At 42.9% G+C, this 18,041-nt stretch carries 16 protein-coding genes; 2 read left to right on the top strand and 14 right to left on the bottom strand.

Annotated elements, in window-relative coordinates:
- Window positions 1–92: 92 nt before the first annotated feature.
- The 14 genes from T546_RS0121075 to T546_RS0121005 all read right to left on the bottom strand — a co-directional run bounded on the left by T546_RS0121075 (window position 93) and on the right by T546_RS0121005 (window position 15,060).
- Window positions 93–452 carry a hypothetical protein gene (locus T546_RS0121075; RefSeq protein ID WP_026893322.1) on the bottom strand — a complete coding sequence of 120 codons (360 nt, stop codon included), beginning with the start codon at window positions 450–452 and terminating at the stop codon, window positions 93–95.
- A 55-nt stretch (window positions 453–507) separates the two neighbouring features.
- Entirely contained in the window at window positions 508–2,271 is a 1,764-nt protein-coding gene (locus T546_RS0121070; protein ID WP_026893321.1) for a 1-deoxy-D-xylulose-5-phosphate synthase, read from the bottom strand.
- Window positions 2,272–2,318: 47 nt separating this feature from the next.
- Window positions 2,319–2,693 (bottom strand): MerR family transcriptional regulator, encoded by a 375-nt coding sequence (locus T546_RS0121065; RefSeq protein ID WP_026893320.1) that lies wholly within the window; start codon window positions 2,691–2,693, stop codon window positions 2,319–2,321.
- A gap of 360 nt (window positions 2,694–3,053) precedes the next feature.
- Window positions 3,054–5,624, bottom strand: a complete 2,571-nt coding sequence (locus T546_RS24830) for a PAS domain S-box protein (RefSeq protein ID WP_051630019.1) — start codon at window positions 5,622–5,624, stop codon at window positions 3,054–3,056.
- A gap of 277 nt (window positions 5,625–5,901) precedes the next feature.
- Window positions 5,902–7,119, bottom strand: coding sequence for a glycoside hydrolase family 18 protein (locus tag T546_RS24165; RefSeq protein ID WP_051630017.1), 1,218 nt, complete (start codon window positions 7,117–7,119; stop codon window positions 5,902–5,904).
- 173 nt (window positions 7,120–7,292) lie between these two features.
- Window positions 7,293–8,399, bottom strand: coding sequence for a CobW family GTP-binding protein (locus T546_RS24160; protein WP_051630015.1), 1,107 nt, complete (start codon window positions 8,397–8,399; stop codon window positions 7,293–7,295).
- A gap of 24 nt (window positions 8,400–8,423) precedes the next feature.
- Window positions 8,424–9,299: a TIGR03943 family putative permease subunit gene (locus tag T546_RS0121040; RefSeq protein WP_026893319.1), complete on the bottom strand. Its 876-nt coding sequence runs from the start codon at window positions 9,297–9,299 to the stop codon at window positions 8,424–8,426.
- Window positions 9,296–10,816: a permease gene (locus T546_RS0121035; protein WP_026893318.1), complete on the bottom strand. Its 1,521-nt coding sequence runs from the start codon at window positions 10,814–10,816 to the stop codon at window positions 9,296–9,298. Before T546_RS0121035 ends, T546_RS0121040 begins: the two co-directional genes overlap by 4 nt.
- A gap of 1 nt (window position 10,817) precedes the next feature.
- Window positions 10,818–11,762, bottom strand: coding sequence for a CobW family GTP-binding protein (locus T546_RS0121030; protein WP_026893317.1), 945 nt, complete (start codon window positions 11,760–11,762; stop codon window positions 10,818–10,820).
- Window positions 11,763–11,784: 22 nt separating this feature from the next.
- A complete protein-coding gene (locus T546_RS0121025; RefSeq protein ID WP_024838552.1) occupies window positions 11,785–12,591 on the bottom strand; it encodes a metal ABC transporter permease in 807 nt (268 codons plus the stop codon).
- Complete coding sequence (locus T546_RS0121020) at window positions 12,578–13,285, bottom strand: metal ABC transporter ATP-binding protein (protein WP_026893316.1); 708 nt, start codon at window positions 13,283–13,285, stop codon at window positions 12,578–12,580. Before T546_RS0121020 ends, T546_RS0121025 begins: the two co-directional genes overlap by 14 nt.
- A gap of 21 nt (window positions 13,286–13,306) precedes the next feature.
- Window positions 13,307–14,221, bottom strand: a complete 915-nt coding sequence (locus T546_RS0121015) for a metal ABC transporter substrate-binding protein (protein ID WP_242842271.1) — start codon at window positions 14,219–14,221, stop codon at window positions 13,307–13,309.
- Between the two features lie 94 nt (window positions 14,222–14,315).
- Window positions 14,316–14,627, bottom strand: coding sequence for a hypothetical protein (locus T546_RS0121010; protein WP_026893314.1), 312 nt, complete (start codon window positions 14,625–14,627; stop codon window positions 14,316–14,318).
- A gap of 28 nt (window positions 14,628–14,655) precedes the next feature.
- On the bottom strand, window positions 14,656–15,060 hold the full coding sequence (locus T546_RS0121005) for a Fur family transcriptional regulator (protein ID WP_026893313.1): 405 nt from the start codon (window positions 15,058–15,060) through the stop codon (window positions 14,656–14,658).
- Window positions 15,061–15,258: 198 nt separating this feature from the next.
- Here T546_RS0121005 and T546_RS0121000 point away from each other — a divergent pair, with 198 nt between their 5' ends.
- Both T546_RS0121000 and T546_RS0120995 read left to right on the top strand, forming a co-directional pair.
- Window positions 15,259–17,067 carry an aminotransferase class I/II-fold pyridoxal phosphate-dependent enzyme gene (locus tag T546_RS0121000; protein WP_026893312.1) on the top strand — a complete coding sequence of 603 codons (1,809 nt, stop codon included), beginning with the start codon at window positions 15,259–15,261 and terminating at the stop codon, window positions 17,065–17,067.
- 17 nt (window positions 17,068–17,084) lie between these two features.
- Entirely contained in the window at window positions 17,085–17,669 is a 585-nt protein-coding gene (locus tag T546_RS0120995; RefSeq protein WP_330371976.1) for a class I SAM-dependent methyltransferase, read from the top strand.
- The last annotated feature ends 372 nt before the right edge of the window (window positions 17,670–18,041 follow it).

Genomic DNA, 18,041 nt, shown 5'->3' with positions numbered 1-18,041 from the left:
TCAGGGCTTGAGCATTATTTCCGTTTCTCAGTGAAATAAAAAGCACCAATCATGATTGACTGATGCTTTCTAAAGAGTTTCGGTAATTAATTTTAGTTAAGAATTACATTCTTTTTTTGTAGAATTGTTTCAGCTGCTGCACAAGCCGGACAATCACAATATTTCGCTCCGGCAGCTGCGATGTCCTTAGCATGCCCCAGTATTTTTTTTGCAAAATCAGCTCCAAGTATTTCAGTTCCTTTATCAGATTCCGCAAAACCAATTAAACTGTGAATGGGCATAATACACGTTTCCAGCTCATCCATGTATTTTTTCGTCTCTACAGCTTCCTGATCTGTTCCAACGGAGTCCAACCATGTACGTGCTGCAGCTTTTGCCTCACTGCTGCATGACGGTGCATTCATTAATTCCTGTGATTTTTCTGTAACAAATTTCAAAATTTCTTGATTCATAAATGATTGTCCTTTCTACTGATTTTTTCTACATTTTACCATAAACAATCATCTTTTACAATTTATTGGCGAGCTTTATAATATCTTCTACTATTAATTCCTTCGTCAGCCGATTATTTTTAAGAACTTCCTTTACCTCATATCTGTCCAGGAATTCTTTTTTCAGACCGTAATTCAGTACCTTCATCGGAGACGGGCCATAGAATCTGGTAATCTTCTCTCCAAATCCACCATCCAGGATTCCATCCTCGATTGTTATGACTATCTCATGGTCTGCCTTTAACTCCTCAAGCATTTTCTCATCGATTCCGGTGATAAAACGTGGATTGATGAGGGTAGGCTGTAAGCCTGTGGCTTTTTCTATTTCATCAGCCACCTCCTTGCCAAGGGAATAAAAGGTTCCAAGTGCCACGATCGCTGCTTTTTTGCCTTTTTGTGTTACCTGATATTGATTTAGATTGTAAAAATCTGCAGCTACAGGCTCACCGCCGGATATAACGCCACCGCCTGGAACGCGGATTGCCACCGGGTGCTCTTTCTGGGTTATGCTCCAGTCAAGCATGGCGAGATACTCTTCCTTTGTAGTTGGTGCAAGGTACACCAGGTTTGGTATGTTTGATATCATTGGAATGTCGAAGAAACCAAGATGAGTGACATCGCTCATTCCATAGACTGAGGCTGCAAATATAACGATGGCAGCCGGATTATTGTTGATGCAAAGATCCTGAGACAGCTGGTCATAGGTTCTCTGTAAAAATGTGCTGTAAACGCCGTATACCGGATTGCCTCCATTGGCTGCAATACCGGAAGCAAGTGCAACGGCATGCTCTTCCGCAATTCCCACATCTACGAACTGGGAACCAACTTCCTTTCTTTTCTCCTCCGTAAATCCCATGACCGTAGGTGTTCCTGAGCTGATGGCAACTAATGTTTTATCTTCTTTCATTTTCTTCATAAGAAACTCACCAGTCAAGCCGGAATAATTTTCACGGTCAGAGGAATACAGCGGTTTGCCGGTTTCCTTGTCAAACGGCGCGCTGTAATGCCAGTTCTCCCGGTCTTGTTCCGCGGGAAGATACCCTTTTCCTTTTTGAGTACAGATATGAACGACTACAGGATGATCGGAGTCTTTGACTTTTTCAAATGCTTCTATAAGTTTTTGTGTGTCATTTCCATCTTTTACAAAATGGTAATCAAGTCCCAGGGCTTTAAATAAGTTGCACTCTGCTTCCCCATTGGTATCACGAAGAAGCTTTAGATTTGAATACAGACCGCCGTGGTTCTCTGCGATGGACATGTCGTTATCATTGACTACAATGATTAAGTTGCTGTTAAGCTCCGGGGCAAAATCAAGGCCTTCCAGCGCTTCTCCGCCGCTTAATGAACCATCTCCGATGATTGCAATGATGTTTTCTTTCTCACCTTTTAAGTCTCTTGCCTTAGCAAGGCCGCAGGCAAGGCTTACTGACGTTGATGTGTGTCCCAGAATAAAGAAATCATGCTCACTCTCATCCGGATTACTAAAGCCTGTTACATCGTGATAATGTTCTTCATAGAGGAACGCATCTTTTCTGCCGGTGAGCATTTTATGGCAGTAGCATTGGTGGGATATGTCATATACCATCTTATCTGTTGGAGAATCAAAAACATAGTGTAATGCAATGGTTGCCTCCACCATACCAAAGTTGGGACCAAAATGTCCCCCGTGTCTGCTCAGCTTTTCCAGAAGTGCCAGTCGCATTTCTGCTGCTAAATCTATAAGCTGTTCTTTATTTAACTTCCGTACGTCGGAAGGCTGATTGATCTGTTCTAAATACATGTAATTCCTCCTGGCTTTCTTAAACTGCTATTTTCTATGGTTACTTCTTAATTCCATGACAGCTTACCTGTATCCACTGCATGTTCATATCGTTCAATTTTATAATTCAGCCGCTCCAGTGTATCATCCAGCTGTTTTCTTTGTTCGTGAAGCACTTCTCTTTGTTTTTTTAGAAGCTCCAGTCTATCTGGTATGGTGGTATCTCCCTCCTGATTAAGCTTCACGTATTGGGTCATTACTTCAACGGGCAGACCAGCACTTCTCATGCATATGGCAAGCTCTACCCACTCTAAATCTTCTTTCTGATAGCTTCTGATTCCGCTGGATGTACGAGTGACTTTAGGAATCATACCAATCCGTTCGTAATAGCGGAGGGTATCCTGTGGGATGTTATATTTCTCACTTACTTCTTTTACTGTCATGTTTATACCTCTTATTATGATTCAATATTTTTATAGGGTACGCAAAAACGCCATACCTCAATTCCATAGCTGCTTAATGTTTCATATTCCATATCTGCCCTCCTTTTATAAGATGAGAAATCAATCTTCATGAAATGAGATCATTTTTCTGTGTGAATAGATTGTAATACTTGGAGTTTACTCAAAGTCAAGGCTTTTTTTGTTTTTCTGTAAATTGTCAGTCGGAGGTCCAATCATGATTTACTATTTTCTTAATAACATTTATTTATACACAGTGAAAAAGGTCTGCCGTAAATGGGGCTTCACGACAGACCTGCTTCCTATATGATTTCCGCTCTTCTAAATATGCTTCTCTCGTGCTCACCGATCAAAAGACATATGAAGAACCTTTTCAACAAACGCCCTCACCACACTCTCATCAAACTGGGTTCCTGCATTGTTTATAAGTTCCTCTACCGCCTCCTCCTGGTTCCACTTTCGATGATATCCCCTTGGAGCTATCATGGTATCATAGGCATCTGCAACACTTAATATCCTGGCTGGATAGGGGATTTCATTGCCTCTGATTCCCTGAGGGTAACCATTTCCATCCATGCGTTCATGATGGCTTAGTACGTATTGGGCCGCCTGTGCATATTCCACGGAGGATTTTAAGATCTGGTAGCCTTTTTCCGGATGGCGTTTGAATTGGGTCCATTCCTCTTCTGTCATGGGTTCCATTTTGGATATGATTTCTTTATCAAGCCCTATTTTACCTATATCATGCAGAAGACCTGCAATGGTGATATCATGAATGATTTCATCTCCAAGGTCCATAGCCGTTGCCAGTTCATTGCATATTTCACTGACTCTCCGATTATGGGCCTCCTCTTCTTCGTTATCCCGATATAACTGTTCTATAATGACGTGAATGGTTTGATTTCTCATGGAATTGCTCTCTTTCAGCTTTTGCTGGTACATGATATTCTCAGCCTCACTGAAGATATAGAATATATCCTGGTCTTCCATTGTTTTTGTTGAGGCACCAAAGGAAACTGATAATATTCCATGGTCAACGTTTTCCATAGCCATAGCCTCTTTCATACGGCTTATCATTTCCTGTGCCTCATCATGTTCCGTCTCCGGAAGGAGAAATACGAATTCATCGCCTCCAATTCTTGCAATGATATCATCGCACCGGCTGTATTGATGAAAGACCTCAACTGCCCGTTTTAATAGCTTGTCTCCGACCAGATGGCCAAATGCATCGTTGGTCAGTTTCAGTCCATTGACATCAGCGAGAATCAATGTGACAGGAAGATTGCTTTTTGTATCCATACGTCTTAATTCTTCTTCGTAGAATCTCCGGTTATAAAGCCCTGTCAGCTGGTCGTGATAGCTTAAATAAAGGACCTCCTGCTGAGCATGCTTGCGCTCCTCGATATTGCGGCTGGAGCTGACGATCTCGACCTCTAAGTCATCGTTGTAACGGTATTTACAGGACATTTCTGTCCAGATTCGTTTTCCGTTTTTGTGGATATTCTGCAGTTCTATGGTATATGTCTTGCTCACCTCTGGATGCTCTGTAAATTCCCTGATGCTTTGAATTAGCATCTCCTTGGTCTTTTTTCTGAATTCATTGGGTATCAGGGAAGCCGGGTCCAATTTCATAAGCTCATCCGGATAGAATCCCAAAAAATGATAGACGGAAGGGCTGACATATATAAGCTTTAACTGAGTAAAATTAAAGACCCAGGTCACATCAGAGGAAAATTCCATAATCATCTGTAAGTTCTTCTCACTGTTTCTGAGGGCATCCTCTGCCTTTTTCTGTTCCGTGATATTCGTAAGAAAATATTCAATGGCTGGCTTGTCCATCCATTGAATCCGTACACCATTTGCCTCCACCCATGCCGTCGTACCGTCTTTATGCAGTACCCGGTACTGAATCCTTTTTTCCAGTACTTCTCCTGACAGACGCCTGTCATTGGCTAAATTTGCCCTTGCCCGGTCATCCTCATGGATAATTTCAAGAAATGGCTTATCGATAAGCTCCTCCATGGAATATCCAAGGATTTGGGAAAGCATGGGATTATAGATTTGAATCCTTTTGTTTTGAACAATCATGATACTTTCCAATGCATTTTGAAAAATCAGGCGAAACTTTTCTTCACTTTCTTTCAGGGCCTTCTCGATGTGCATTCGCTGGGTAAAATCATATTGGGATAACAGGATGGATCTCTTGCCATGATACTTTATGATCATGCCAATGGTAATAGCCCAAAAGACGCGTCCAGACTCCGTCCTTAAGCTCATATAAAATTCACTGGTCACCCCTGAAGTCTGCACTTTATCTACGAACCGGTGCCAGTCTTCTGGATTTACAAATGATTTTATAATACTCTTCCCGCTATAAACTGCCTCACCAAATTCATATAAACTTCGTCCTGCCTGATTCATATAAAGAAAGGTGCCATCAAGCCGAAGAACTCCAAGGGAAAATGGAAGGTTCTCTATGATGAAATGAAACTCCGAATCTTTCTCCTTTAAAAGCTTTCTCAGCTGGCCCCCTTCTTCCAACTGACTTCTTTTCATTGAAATATCGGTGATATTGGCAATCAGATAGTTTTTCTCTGGCGAATATACATATACCCGCAGCCAGCGGCCAAACATGACGGAGTAGCTTTCAAACTCTTTGCTTTTCCCATGTAAGGCTGCGGTTCCAAATACGCGGATCCAGTCCAGGGATTCCTCCCCGATTGCCGGCATTACTTCAGTGACCTTTCTTCCAATTATGTTTTTCCTTTTTAAGCCGCTCATCTTTTCATAAGCTTCATTTACATCCAAAAAATAATAATCACAGGGAACGCCTGCCTCATCAAGAACAATTTTATGATATGCGTATGCCATGGGCGCGTTTCTTACAATCGATTCAAAGAAATGATCATTCATACGATTCCTCCCTCATCTAGCTTTGTTCAATATCATGCGTTTGCTGCTTGTTAAACCTTAGTATAAAAACTCCTTTGAGCCAGCAGCTACCTTTGACCTGGAATCATGGTTTCAACAATAAACGATCATACGCAGGAATTCTCTTATTTTACTCATTATATCATTCTTTTTTTCATAACAAAACTTGATTTATTAGGAATTTAGCTTAAAAAAGTTAAAAAGCTTCTGCATTGCAGGCTTTTTAAGCCTTAATGCAGAAGCTTCCTTGAAAGATGGATTACTGATTTAAAATACGGTGCATATTGCCTAACAGCTCTCCAGACGGATCCTGGCTCAGCTCCCATATCATGGCGCCTGCAAGGCCTTTGGATTTGATGAACTCCGATTTATAGCCAACGGATTCCCCATCTTCATAGCTTATAAAAATCGTACCATTAAAGAGCCACGGAACCTTTGACTGGGAATGAACGAACCGGGTATAGCCTTCTTTATGTAAGTAATTCTTATTGATATCCTGGTAGCTGATGGAGCTGGCACCACCAAACCTTTGATAGAGTCCCCGGTTAGAATCGGTAACAGAGGAATATAAGTAACCGTAAAATGGAACGCCCATCACAAGCTTTTCTTTTGGGAAGGATGCATTCAGCCAGGTATCCACTGCCTGCTCCACACTTGTTTTATACTGGGGAGAGGAATCTCCGTTTGGATAGAGGGGAGCCAGCAAATCCGTGTGGGTATCCCAGTGTCCATGAAGATCATAGGTCATAATATTGGCATAATCCAGATACGGAGCAATCTTTGAAAGCTCTACGTTATTTACATAAGATTTATCTGCACCTCCTGCAATAGTGAGCAGGTAATGCTTTTGATCTCTAGCGCCCCTTTCGTCCAGCTTTTCCCGTATTTTCTTAAGAAGCAGGGTGAAATTCTGTTTATCCTCCGGACGTTTTCCGTTGGTGTTCAATCCTCCTGCTACCGGGTACTCCCAGTCTAAATCAATACCATCAAGTCCATATGTAGTAATAAAATCCACACAGCTGTCGGCAAAGGCATTTCTTCTTTCTTCCGTAAGCGCTGCATCAGAAAATCTGCCGGACCAGCTCCAGCCACCGACTGAAATCAGAGTCTTCAGGTTTGGATTTGACTGCTTTAAGGAATTTAATAGCCGGAAATTCTCTGGGTCTATATCTGGGTAACCAAGAGTCAGCTTTAAATCAGGTCCTATGTTTGCAAAGGCATAGTTGATGTGAGTCAGCTTAGAAGCATCAATTTGATTGGGATAATAATGAGAATAAGCAGACCAGGCTGCATAATAACCAACCATTAGATGATTCTTACCTGAATCTGCTTCCTGTGACTGTACCCCTTGAGAGGCTTCTGCTGCTGGTGCCGTTTCATTTTCAGCATATGCATCTTTTTCGTTGCTTACTCCGAAAAGAGCAAGCATGAAAATAGATAAGCCTAACAGTGTTGTTCTAATAACAGTTTTTTTCATTTGTTTGTCCTTCTCCTTTAAAGTTTCATCAAGTATATCATGATGGTTATTCCTTGAATAGAACGCAAAAACTGGTACTGATACCTAATATTGGCAAATCTGGATATGAAAATGGTTCCATAATATGGCTTTTTTTAACCACATTATGGAACCAGTCCCGTAGAGAAATCTCCCTAAAAGGGAGGTGGCTTAATACAGCCATCCAGCGCTTCTTTTATTTGTTTTTCTTTTAATTCTTTCCCAATAAAAACAATCTGGTTATTTCGGTCGCCCCATAGCTCATCCCAATCCTCTAATAGCTCTGGGCTCTCCTTTAAGTATTCTTCCTGCTCCTCTTTGGTGCCGGCTGCTACCCAGGCAGATACCGGAGTGATGGCAATGCTGTTTCCTGCCTGTTCAAATAAAACAGCCTGATCTGGCTCCTGATAAAACCATAAGTATCCTTTGGCCCTGATGACATCCTTTGGATAAGAGGTTTCGATCCAGTCATAGAATAGTGCATTGTCAAATGGCTCCCTCCGTTCATAGACAAAGGAGCTGATTCCATAATCCTCATGATCTTTTCCGGCTTCATGACGAAGCAGTGCCTGAGACAATGCACTGGAACGGCTTAAACGTTCATAATCATACAGCCTTCGGTTAAAGATTTTCCCAACAGGCACCTGACCGCCCGTTGTTTTTATCAGCTCTGCATCCGGAGATAAGGTTTTAATAACCTGTTCTACCCGGTCCTCTTCTGCCTCTGTAAGAAGATCACATTTGTTTAATATGATGATATTGCTGAACTCGATCTGCTCTATCACGAGATTAATAACGTCCTCTTCCTCCTCCTGGTCACTGCCTGCTCCGGCTTCCAGCTCCTCTACAAATTCGGACAAGATCCGGTTGCCATCGGCGACGGATACGATAGAGTCAATATAAGCGGGAAAATCTTCCCCCTCATCCTCAAATGCATCTGCAATGCTCATGGGACTGCTGACCCCGGAAGCTTCCACGATGATTCCATCAATCTCTTCATTCTGGGCAATGGTCCTGATCTCACTGATAAAATCATCCTTAAGGCTGCAGCAGATACAGCCTGAGGTTAGTTCCACAACCTGATATTCCATAGGAAGGCTTTCCTGGTTTCGTATCAGTCTGGCATCCAGATTGACAGCGCCCATATCATTGACGATGACTGCCAGGCGCAGCCCTCCTTCCTGTTCCAATATATGATTTAACAGAGTCGTTTTTCCGGCTCCCAGATATCCGCTTAACAAGGTAACCGGCTTTTTTATCATAGTTTCTCCTTTCAGGACCTTTCATTAATAGTAAGGATAAACGTATTCCTCCGAAGGCTTTTCTGCTGCTTCTATCTTTTCCGCTTCTAAGGTTGCATATCCATCCTTTACTAAAAGTTTCCCGGTCACTGTAATCCAGGTATTTTCCCCCCATGGCAGTTTGCCATTGGACTCCGCAACAAGTCCCATTGGCGCTAAGTCCGCAGAGCAGCACCACATGGACAATCGGACCACAGCAAATTCATTTTCCTTTTTATCTTCCAAATCCAGGTATACAAACCCTTTTAGCGTGACGGTATAGCCATCGTAAGCTTCCGGCTGGTTGCTTAACTCCGTAATCCACGGACTGAAATCCTCATCCGATATGGTAATGGTTTTTGTGTCTTTATCAAGACCATTTAAGCCTGGAGGCAGCGTCTTTGCCTGAGTATCAGACTGATTTTCCTGAGTTTCCTGACTATCGTAATTTTGCTCTTCTTCCAAGGTATCTTCTGGCTTTTCTAACGCATCCTGACCGTAATAAGCATACTCATCAGGAGCCTGTGTCGTATCCTGTGTCGTATCCACTGACGTACTCCTTGGAATCCCGGCTCCTCCCTTTACCATGGCCCCTGCCGCCGGAGAAGAAGGTGGAACTGCCAATATCAAAATGGGGAGGATAAGTACCATGCAACGCTTAATTCTGCTTTTATATCTGGGGCGGAATAAATTCCTGACACTCACTGCCGCCCAAAAGAACATAAGGACAGAAAGCCCATATAAATACGGTTTCATTCTGGGCGTTACATAGTTTAAATAGATTCCACTTATAGTCAGGCGAGCCAGCAAAGCTCCAAATATCACATAGCAGGCGCTTTCCGTCAGAGCTTCCAGATTGATACCTTTTCCACGTAATCTCATAGTCTCAGCCCTCCACTATAAAAATAAGAAAACAGATACACACCGATAAAACAAACAACAAATACAGTTACCATCAGCCTTATGATAAAGGTTTTTCCAAAACCGGAAAGCAGCATGGCAACATTTTTAATATCCATCATCGGCCCAAACACCAGAAATCCCAGGATTCCTCCCATTGGAAATGATGAAGCCATGGTTCTTGCCACAACCGCATCGGAGGAAGAACAAAGGGATAAAACAAAGGCCATGACCATTAAAAACAAGATGGAGCCTAAAAGCCCTATTCCGGCTCCTGCTCTGGCCATGTCTGGCTTAAACTGCTGAAACAGTGCTGAGATAAAGATACCTGTAAGAAGATATTTCCCCACACTGAAGAATTCATTCTGAGCATGGCGCACCATTTGTAAAAACTTTGAACCAGAGTAGTCCTCCCATTCATCGGCTCTGCCCCCAAACATCTTGTCTGAATAGACTCTCTTTGGAGGAAAGACAAGATAGGTCAGACCGCAGATAACGGCACAAAGGATTCCAAGTCCGCATCTGGCCCCAATGATGGCTAAGTTCCCATTAAATGCATACCAGGTGGAAAGAATGACCACCGGATTAATCACCGGTGATACCAGCATAAAGGTAATGGCCGCAGACATAGGCACTCCTTTTTTTACCAGACTTTTAAATACCGGTATGGAGGCACAATCACACACAGGAAGACAAAAGCCTGCAAATACTGCAAAGATCTGGGCCGGAAGAATCTTTTTGGGAAATCTTCTCTGAATCCAGTCGGGGCTTACAAACACCTGAATGGCAGAGGAAAGAAGGACACCAATAGCCAAAAACGGCACTGCCTGTAAGAATACCCCTAAAAATACCGTAAGAAAGACGTCCAGAGAGAAACTCCCAGGTCCCATTACCGGCCTTATAAGCAGGTATAAAATTGCTGCAGCTGTTACGGATAGAATCCATATCTGAGGCTTTAAATCATAGCGAAACAGCTTTCTCATAAACCCATCCCAGCTATCCTCTGAAAAAACCGGCAGCTCTGCTCCAAAGCTTAGATGCTTTGTTTTGCCTGCTGATACATAGACACAGTCGCTTGCTGCCACCTGAGACAGGGAAATGGACCCTGAATCAGCTAATCTTTGATCCAGCGAGTTCTCGTCTGCCGCATAAATCACTTTTTCTATGCTGATGACTGGCTTAAGACGAAACTGGAGAAACATTTGTTCAAAGGTATGGAAATGCTCCATACCGTTCCATTCAATTAAAACCAGATCAACGGAATGCTCGGCTAGTTCGGTGCATATCTCCTCACAAATTTCATGAGGAACCTCCTCAAGCTGGCTTTTTTTATAGCTTAAACTCCGGATGTGCTCTGACTCCATTAACGGGACATCCCCGTTTTCAAACTGGATGACCAGAATTTCCTGCTCCTTAAGCTCCTCATTTGCCAGACGGTTGATGATTGTGGTCTTACCGGAATCCAATAATCCGGTAACCACCCATGCAGGAGTTATCATATTATAGTTTCCCTTCAAATAACGATTTTATTTGTTCTTTTTTAATCCCTGTTCCAATAAAGCAGATTTTATTCCCCTCCGCCTGACTGGGCTCCAGTTGAAACTTTCCCGGTATGTAATGGAATAAGAAATTCCCCTCGTTGCAGCCTACAATTCCTTTTCCCCGGAGAATCATGCCGTCTGCTTGTTGAATCACATGCTCCAGTTTGAGCCTCAGTTCTTCTTTTGTAAGGCTGTCATCACATGTTAAGGTAACAGAAGAAAACACCTCTCTGGCAAAACGAAATGGGGAGGAAACTGCGCTCAGTAAATGAGATATCTTTGGAGTCTTTAAAGACTCTTCATAAAGCTCCTTCACTGCTTCTACCCTCTCACCAGTCCGAAATACCTCTGCTGGAATGCTGTCCCAGAAATCAGCCTCGATCCTTGCCTCCTGGTTGCATTCTCTTATTTTTCTCAAGGTCTCTTCAATTTCCCCAGACTTACCCTCTAAATGGCTGATTAAAATCAGATCTCCGTAACGAATCTGATCCACAAAAAATTCTCCGTAATTTTCTCTATATTTATCAAACGTTCTGATGTCTACTACGGTGATACAGCGTTTTATCTCCACAAGCTCCTTCTGCTTTAAGCATGCCTTCACAATATCCGAAAGCTTGCCGACTCCAGATGGTTCAACCAGTATGACATCCGGCTGGTATTCCTTTACAATCTGTCCTATGGCTTTATAAAAATCTCCTGACATGCTGCAGCAGATACAGCCTGCATTCATACTGGTGACCGTAATCTCACAGCTTGTTAAAAAGCTGGCGTCAATGCCAGCTTCACCAAAATCATTTTCAATGACCACAATTTTCTGCCCCTGGAAAACAGAAGAAGCCATCGTCTGTATCAACGTTGTCTTTCCTGCTCCCAAAAAGCCAGATATAATATAAAGATCTGTCATCTTATTTACTCCTTACTGCCAGTTACCCCTTCCCTCCGAATACCTTCTTTCCGGCAAACATAAATAAAAGGGAAATAACTCCCACCAGAACAATGGTCCCTCCTGGCTTCAATCCAAAATAATAGGCAAAAAACAGCCCTGCGATCATAAACGCTACGTCAAAGCTGACTGCATAGATAACCGTCTGCTTATAATTTTTCCCAAACTGCATGGCACATGCCACAGGAATCACCATCATGGAAGACACGATCAGTGCTCCTACGGTCCTGGCCGCAACGGAAACTGTAGCCGCAGTCAGTATGGTAAAGATAAAATTCACCTGCTTTACCGGCACCCCTGCAAGCCTTGCGCTTCGTTCATCCAGGGCAATATAAAAAAGCTCCTTATATAAAAGCAGAAATACGAGAAGAACCACCATGGAAACACCTATAACAAGAAACATTTCCATATCACTGATTGCTACAATACTGCCAAAAAGAAAGCTGTTAAAGTTTGCAGAATTTTTAACAAACCCAGACAAAACTCCCGCAAGTCCGATTCCGGCAGACATCATAATGGCTATGGACATCTCAGAATAGCGAGGCAGCTTTCTGCGAATCGCCTCGATTCCAAAGGCCGCAATCATACAGGCTGCTGCTGCCGTGGCTACAGGATTAACTCCAAGAATCAGACCTGCTGCTACTCCGGCAAGAGAGGTATGGGAAAGGGCGTCTCCGATCATGGACAATCGTTTTAGTACAATCACGACACCGATGCATGGAATTACGGTAGCAAGCAAAATTCCCACGAGGAATGCCCGCTGCATAAATCCGTAACTAAATATCTCCATCACATTCACCTTTCCTCTCATGGTCAATCCGTATCATCATACCATCATGAAGCTGGAAGACATCGTCTGCAAGCTCTGATAAACAGTTTCTGTCATGGGTGACCATAAAAACAGTCACCCCGTCTTCGCGATTGAATTTCTTGATGAGACGGTAGAACTCTTCCGTGTTTTCCTTATCCACTCCGGAGGTCGGCTCATCAAGAATTAAAAGCTTTGGATGGTTTACCAGGGCGCGGGCAAGGAGGACCCTCTGCTGCTGGCCCCCGGAAAGCTTTCCAATGAGCCGCTTTCCAAATGGCTCCATTCCTACCTGACATAATGCCTGATGCACCAGTTCCTTTTCCTTTTTTCCGCCAAAGCGGAATAAGCCGATTCTGGAATATAAATTTGCCTGGACGATCTCCTCCACTGATGCCGGGAAATCCTTATAACTCGCCATTCCATTCTGGGGAACATAGCCTACCTGGCTAAAGCCGTCAAACTGTTTCAGCTCCTGGCCCATAAGCTCTATGGAGCCATTTTCCCCGGTTAAGGGCAGTTCTCCCAACAGCATTTTAATCAGTGTGCTTTTTCCGGCTCCATTGGCTCCGATCAAAGCGGCAAACCGGCCCTTGGGAACTGAAAGATCTGCTCCTTTTAATACCGGTGTATTTCCATAGGAAAAGGTCAAGCCCTTTATTTCAATCGCGTTCACAATTCTTACTCCTGTCCCTTGTTATTCAAGTGCTTCCTTTAAAGCAGCAAGGTTTTTTTCCATAACAGAAAAATAATCCTCTCCTGCATTTAGTTCTTTGTCGCTAAGTCCCTCCACCGGACTGAGTACCGCCGTCTTCGCCCCGGTCTCTTTGGCAATGGCTTCAGCCACCTTAGGGCTTACCAGCTCCTCAAAAAAGATTGTCTTAACCTTATTATCCCGGACATAGTCAATGACCTCTGCCATTCTGGCCGGATCCGGCTCTGAATCCGGTGTCAGTCCTTCAATTCCCACCTGGGTCAGACCGTAGGCAGAACATAAATACCCGTAGGCTTCATGGGAAACTACGATGGATTTGTTGGGAAGAGGTGCTAAGGTCTCCTGAAAGGACTGATCCAGCTGATCGAACTTCTCTGCGTATATCTTATAGTTAGCCTCGTAATAATCCTTGTTCTCCGGATCCGCATTTACGAGTCCATTTTTAATGTTTTCCATTTCCTTTTTTGCATTTTTCGGGTCCAGCCATACATGAGGATCAAATTCTCCATGATCATGGTCATCTTCTTCTTTGTGGCCATCCTCTTCTTCGTGGCCTTCCTTTAATGTAATACCACTGGAAGCCTCCACGACGATAAGGTTCTTATTGCTAAGACTTTTTAAAACATCTTCCGTCCAATGCTCCATTCCGGCACCGCTGTAAATAAATACATTGGATTCTTCCAGACTCGCTATATCACGGGTTCCCGGCTCCCACTCATGGGGCTCTGTGCCCGCAGGAACCATGTTTTTTACATTTACCTTATCTCCGCCTACCTTTAAGGTAAAGTCATAAACCGGGTAAAAGCTGGTCATTACGTTTAATTTATCCCCAGCAGCTTCCTTTTTTCCCGCACAGCCAGTAAGTATTATAGTTAAAGAAAGGGCAGCTAAAGCCATGATTCGTCTGGCCCTTGTTCTATATTTTTTCATCATTTCCTCCGTCTTTATCATAAATTCTGAACCGCTTCATTCGAATAGAAAAGAGAAACAATCAACGATTCAAACGGACCTTTAATCCCACCAGTGATGTCCCGGCACTTAATCTTCCAGCTTCATATGTTCTCAGCTGATTTTTCACAAAAATAACTGCAAACGTGAGAATAGCTCCGCTCCCCAATGCCTGCGTTAGCAAGTGGAGGGTACGAATGCACGTTTTTATTTCCGTACAGACGATACAGCCCTGCCCTGTACAGTCATGGCTAAAACGGGTAAGAACAAAAAAGGAGGAGGATAAAAGAGTCAGTGCTACGAAAATGGCAAGAAGCATAGAAACATTATGCCTGTGGTTCCTGAAAAATTTCATTGCCCATCTCCTTTCCTATCCCTTTCCATTACTGACACTGGCTGCAATAGCCGTATAGCACCATATGGTGCTGATCCAGCTGAAAGCCATGTTCCTCGTGAATATGCTCATAAAATGCGTCAAGTCTGGAGCATTCCAGTGGAATGATTCCTCCGCATTTTAAGCATACCAGCTTACCTACGTTGCCATATATTTCGTCACCGATGTACCGAAATTGTGCTTTGGAACCGTCTACCGATGGAATCTTAACCACGACTCCATCTTCCGTAAGGCGTTCCAATGCCCGATATACCGTTGTTTGTCCCACATGGATCCCATCACGGTGAAGATATTCCATAAATTGTTCCACCGTACAGAACAGCTCCTTTTGTTTTTTTAAACAGTTGAGAATAATCTCCTGCTGTTTTGTCCGGTATCTTCCTCTCTCTGCCATATAATACCCCCGTTTTCGAAATCAGAAATCATTTTCATATTATAACACGTATCTATTCCCTGTCAAGGTTCTTTCTTTTTATAAGAAGTGATAAAATTTCTCCCGGATTTGTTTTTCTCCCATTGACAGCTCTGGAAAAACCTGTTATCATGTTCATAAATTAAGTTTTTATTATATTTTTGAACAAAGGAGATTGTTATGCAGGCTATCATTCTGGCCGCCGGAATGGGACGGCGTTTAAAAAAGCTGACGGAGCATCAGCCCAAATGTATGGTTTTAGTAAACCAGGTACCCTTAATCGAACGCATGTTAAAGCAGCTGGATCACTATCACCTGGACCGGATTATCCTGGTGACTGGACATGAGGGTGAGACTTTAAAATCCTTTACTGCTTCTTTATCCCTTCATACCCCAATTATCTTTATTGATAATCCGGTGTATCAGACCACCAATAACATTTATTCCCTGTATCTGGCAAAGGAACATCTTCTTCACGATGATACCATTTTACTGGAATCCGACCTGATTTTTGAACAGGAGGTCCTGACTCAGATTGTACATAATCCTTATCCTAACCTGGCGCTGGTGGCTCCCTTTGAAAGCTGGATGGACGGAACTGTAGTTCTTCTGGATCAACAGGATAACATTACAAAGTTCTTAACGAGAAAAGATTTCCGGTTTGAAGACATTCATTCCTATTATAAAACAGTCAACATTTATAAGTTCAGCAAAAGCTTTTCAGAAACTCATTACGTCCCATTTTTAGAAGCCTACAGCAAGGCACTGGGAAATAACGAGTATTACGAGCAGGTATTAAAGGTCATTTCCTTACTGGACGATCACGACTTAAAAGCCACCCGTCTGGAAAATGGATTCTGGTATGAGATCGACGACGAGCAGGATCTGGACATTGCGGAATCAATTTTTACAGATTCCCAAAGCAGGCTCTCCAGGATTTCCAGCCGGTACGGCGGCTTCTGGCGGTATCCGGGCCTTCTTGATTTTTGTTATCTGGTGAATCCATACTTTCCTAACAGCCGTCTCATGGGGGAAATAAAAGCCAGCTTTGAAGCCTTGTGCACAAGCTACCCTTCCGGTCTGGAGGTCAACAATCTTTTGGCTGCCAAGTCCCTGGGACTTAACAGAGAGCATGTACTGACTGGAAATGGTGCCGCAGAACTTATCAAGCCCCTCCTCCGTTCCTTTCAAAATGGGGTGGGCATTATAAAGCCTTCCTTTGAAGAGTATGGCAACTGCGCCCGGCTCCCCATTCCTTTTACGGTCACCACTCCTGATTTTTCCTATACCGTGAAGGATCTTATGGAGTTTTACAAAGACAAGGAAATTGATGCTCTTGTACTGGTAAATCCGGAAAATCCTACGGGGAATTACATAAAAAAAGACGATGTTATCTCTCTCCTGGATTTCTGTGCAGAGAAAAGTACCTATTTAATTCTGGATGAATCCTTCCTTGATTTTTCTTCCGCGGAAGATGATCCTTCCTTAATGAATCAGGATATCCTGGATGCTTATCCAAATCTGGTTCTGATTAAAAGTATCTCTAAATCCTATGGGGTGCCCGGCCTGCGCCTTGGCATCCTGGCCTGCAGCGATCCGTCTGTCACTGGTCTTGTGAGAAAGGAACTGCCAGTATGGAATATCAATTCCCTGGCGGAATACTTTTTACAGATTTTTGAAAAGTACCAGTCCGATTACAAGGAAGCTTTACGGAAGTTCAAGGAAACAAGGACCCTGATGTATGAGGAGCTCCGTTCCATCCGTCAGCTAAAGCTTTATCCCTCGGAAGCAAATTTTATACTCTGCGAGATCACAGACGGCTGTTCTGCTTCTCAGATTTCAGAGCTTTTGTTAAACCGCTATAACATCTTAGTAAAGGACTTATCCCACAAGTCAGGCATGGAAGGTAGAGAGTTCATACGCATTGCAATCCGCACAAAAGAGGATAATAAGCGGCTGGCTGATGCGCTGAAACATATATTGCGATAATGAAGGAGGCAACAAACATGAATACAATGGAAACAAACAAAGAAACCTGGAAACAGATCTGGACCCGGAAGGGCAATGCAGACAGCACCGTAACCGATTTACTTGCCTATGACGGATACGAGGCAACCCAGGTTGATATGGAAGAAGTGGCAAAACAGGTTATAAAAAGACTGGATATCCGTAAGGAAGATAAGGTGTTAGAGGTAGGCTGCGGAGCCGGAGCACTTGCCCAGTACTTAGACTGCGATTATGTGGGCATTGATTACTCCCCCACTCTTGTTAAAAAGCATATTGAAATCCTGAATCACTCTGTCCTTACCGGAGAGGCTGCCAACCTGCCTTTTAAGGATAAATCCTTTGATAAAGTCATCTGCTATGGCGTCTATCTCTATTTTGATAACAAGGAATATGCCAAGGCTGCCACCGAAGAGCTGTTACGAGTGGCTAAAAAAGGTGTGTTAATCGGAGAAATCCCCATGCGTTCCCACAGGGATGAGCATCTGTTATATGTAAAGGATGATTTTAAAGGTTGGGATATCAGCGACGGTTTTTATGACCCCTACCGTAAGGACCGTTTTAATGCAGTTTATATGTTTTCGTAATAAATAATTATATATAGAAACAATGGCTAAAAAAGGCGGCGGTCAGTCTATCTGAGCGTTGCCTTTTTTAGCCAATTTCTTTTTATGAAAACCTAATATTTATTTATAAAATTACTATGGAAATATTTCTAAAAATGATTATAATGATGGTAATACTCATTAATGACATCTAAACAAAAATACATTATAAATCATTCTAACTGGAATGATAAAGGAGACATTATTTTTAATTCTATTATGTTAAGTCATATTCCTATTTTTCAATGTGTTTATTTTTCATCTACACAATCTTCCCAATATTAAATCTATTTCATTCTATACAGTCAAAAACGGTACTTTTATCCACTAAAAAAGGCGCAGTTTAACTAAAAC

This window comes from [Clostridium] aerotolerans DSM 5434, assembly GCF_000687555.1.
Classification (GTDB): Bacteria; Bacillota; Clostridia; order Lachnospirales; family Lachnospiraceae; genus Lacrimispora; species Lacrimispora aerotolerans.
Note: the sequence above shows the minus strand (reverse complement) of the source record. Positions and strands in the feature narration are given on the sequence as shown.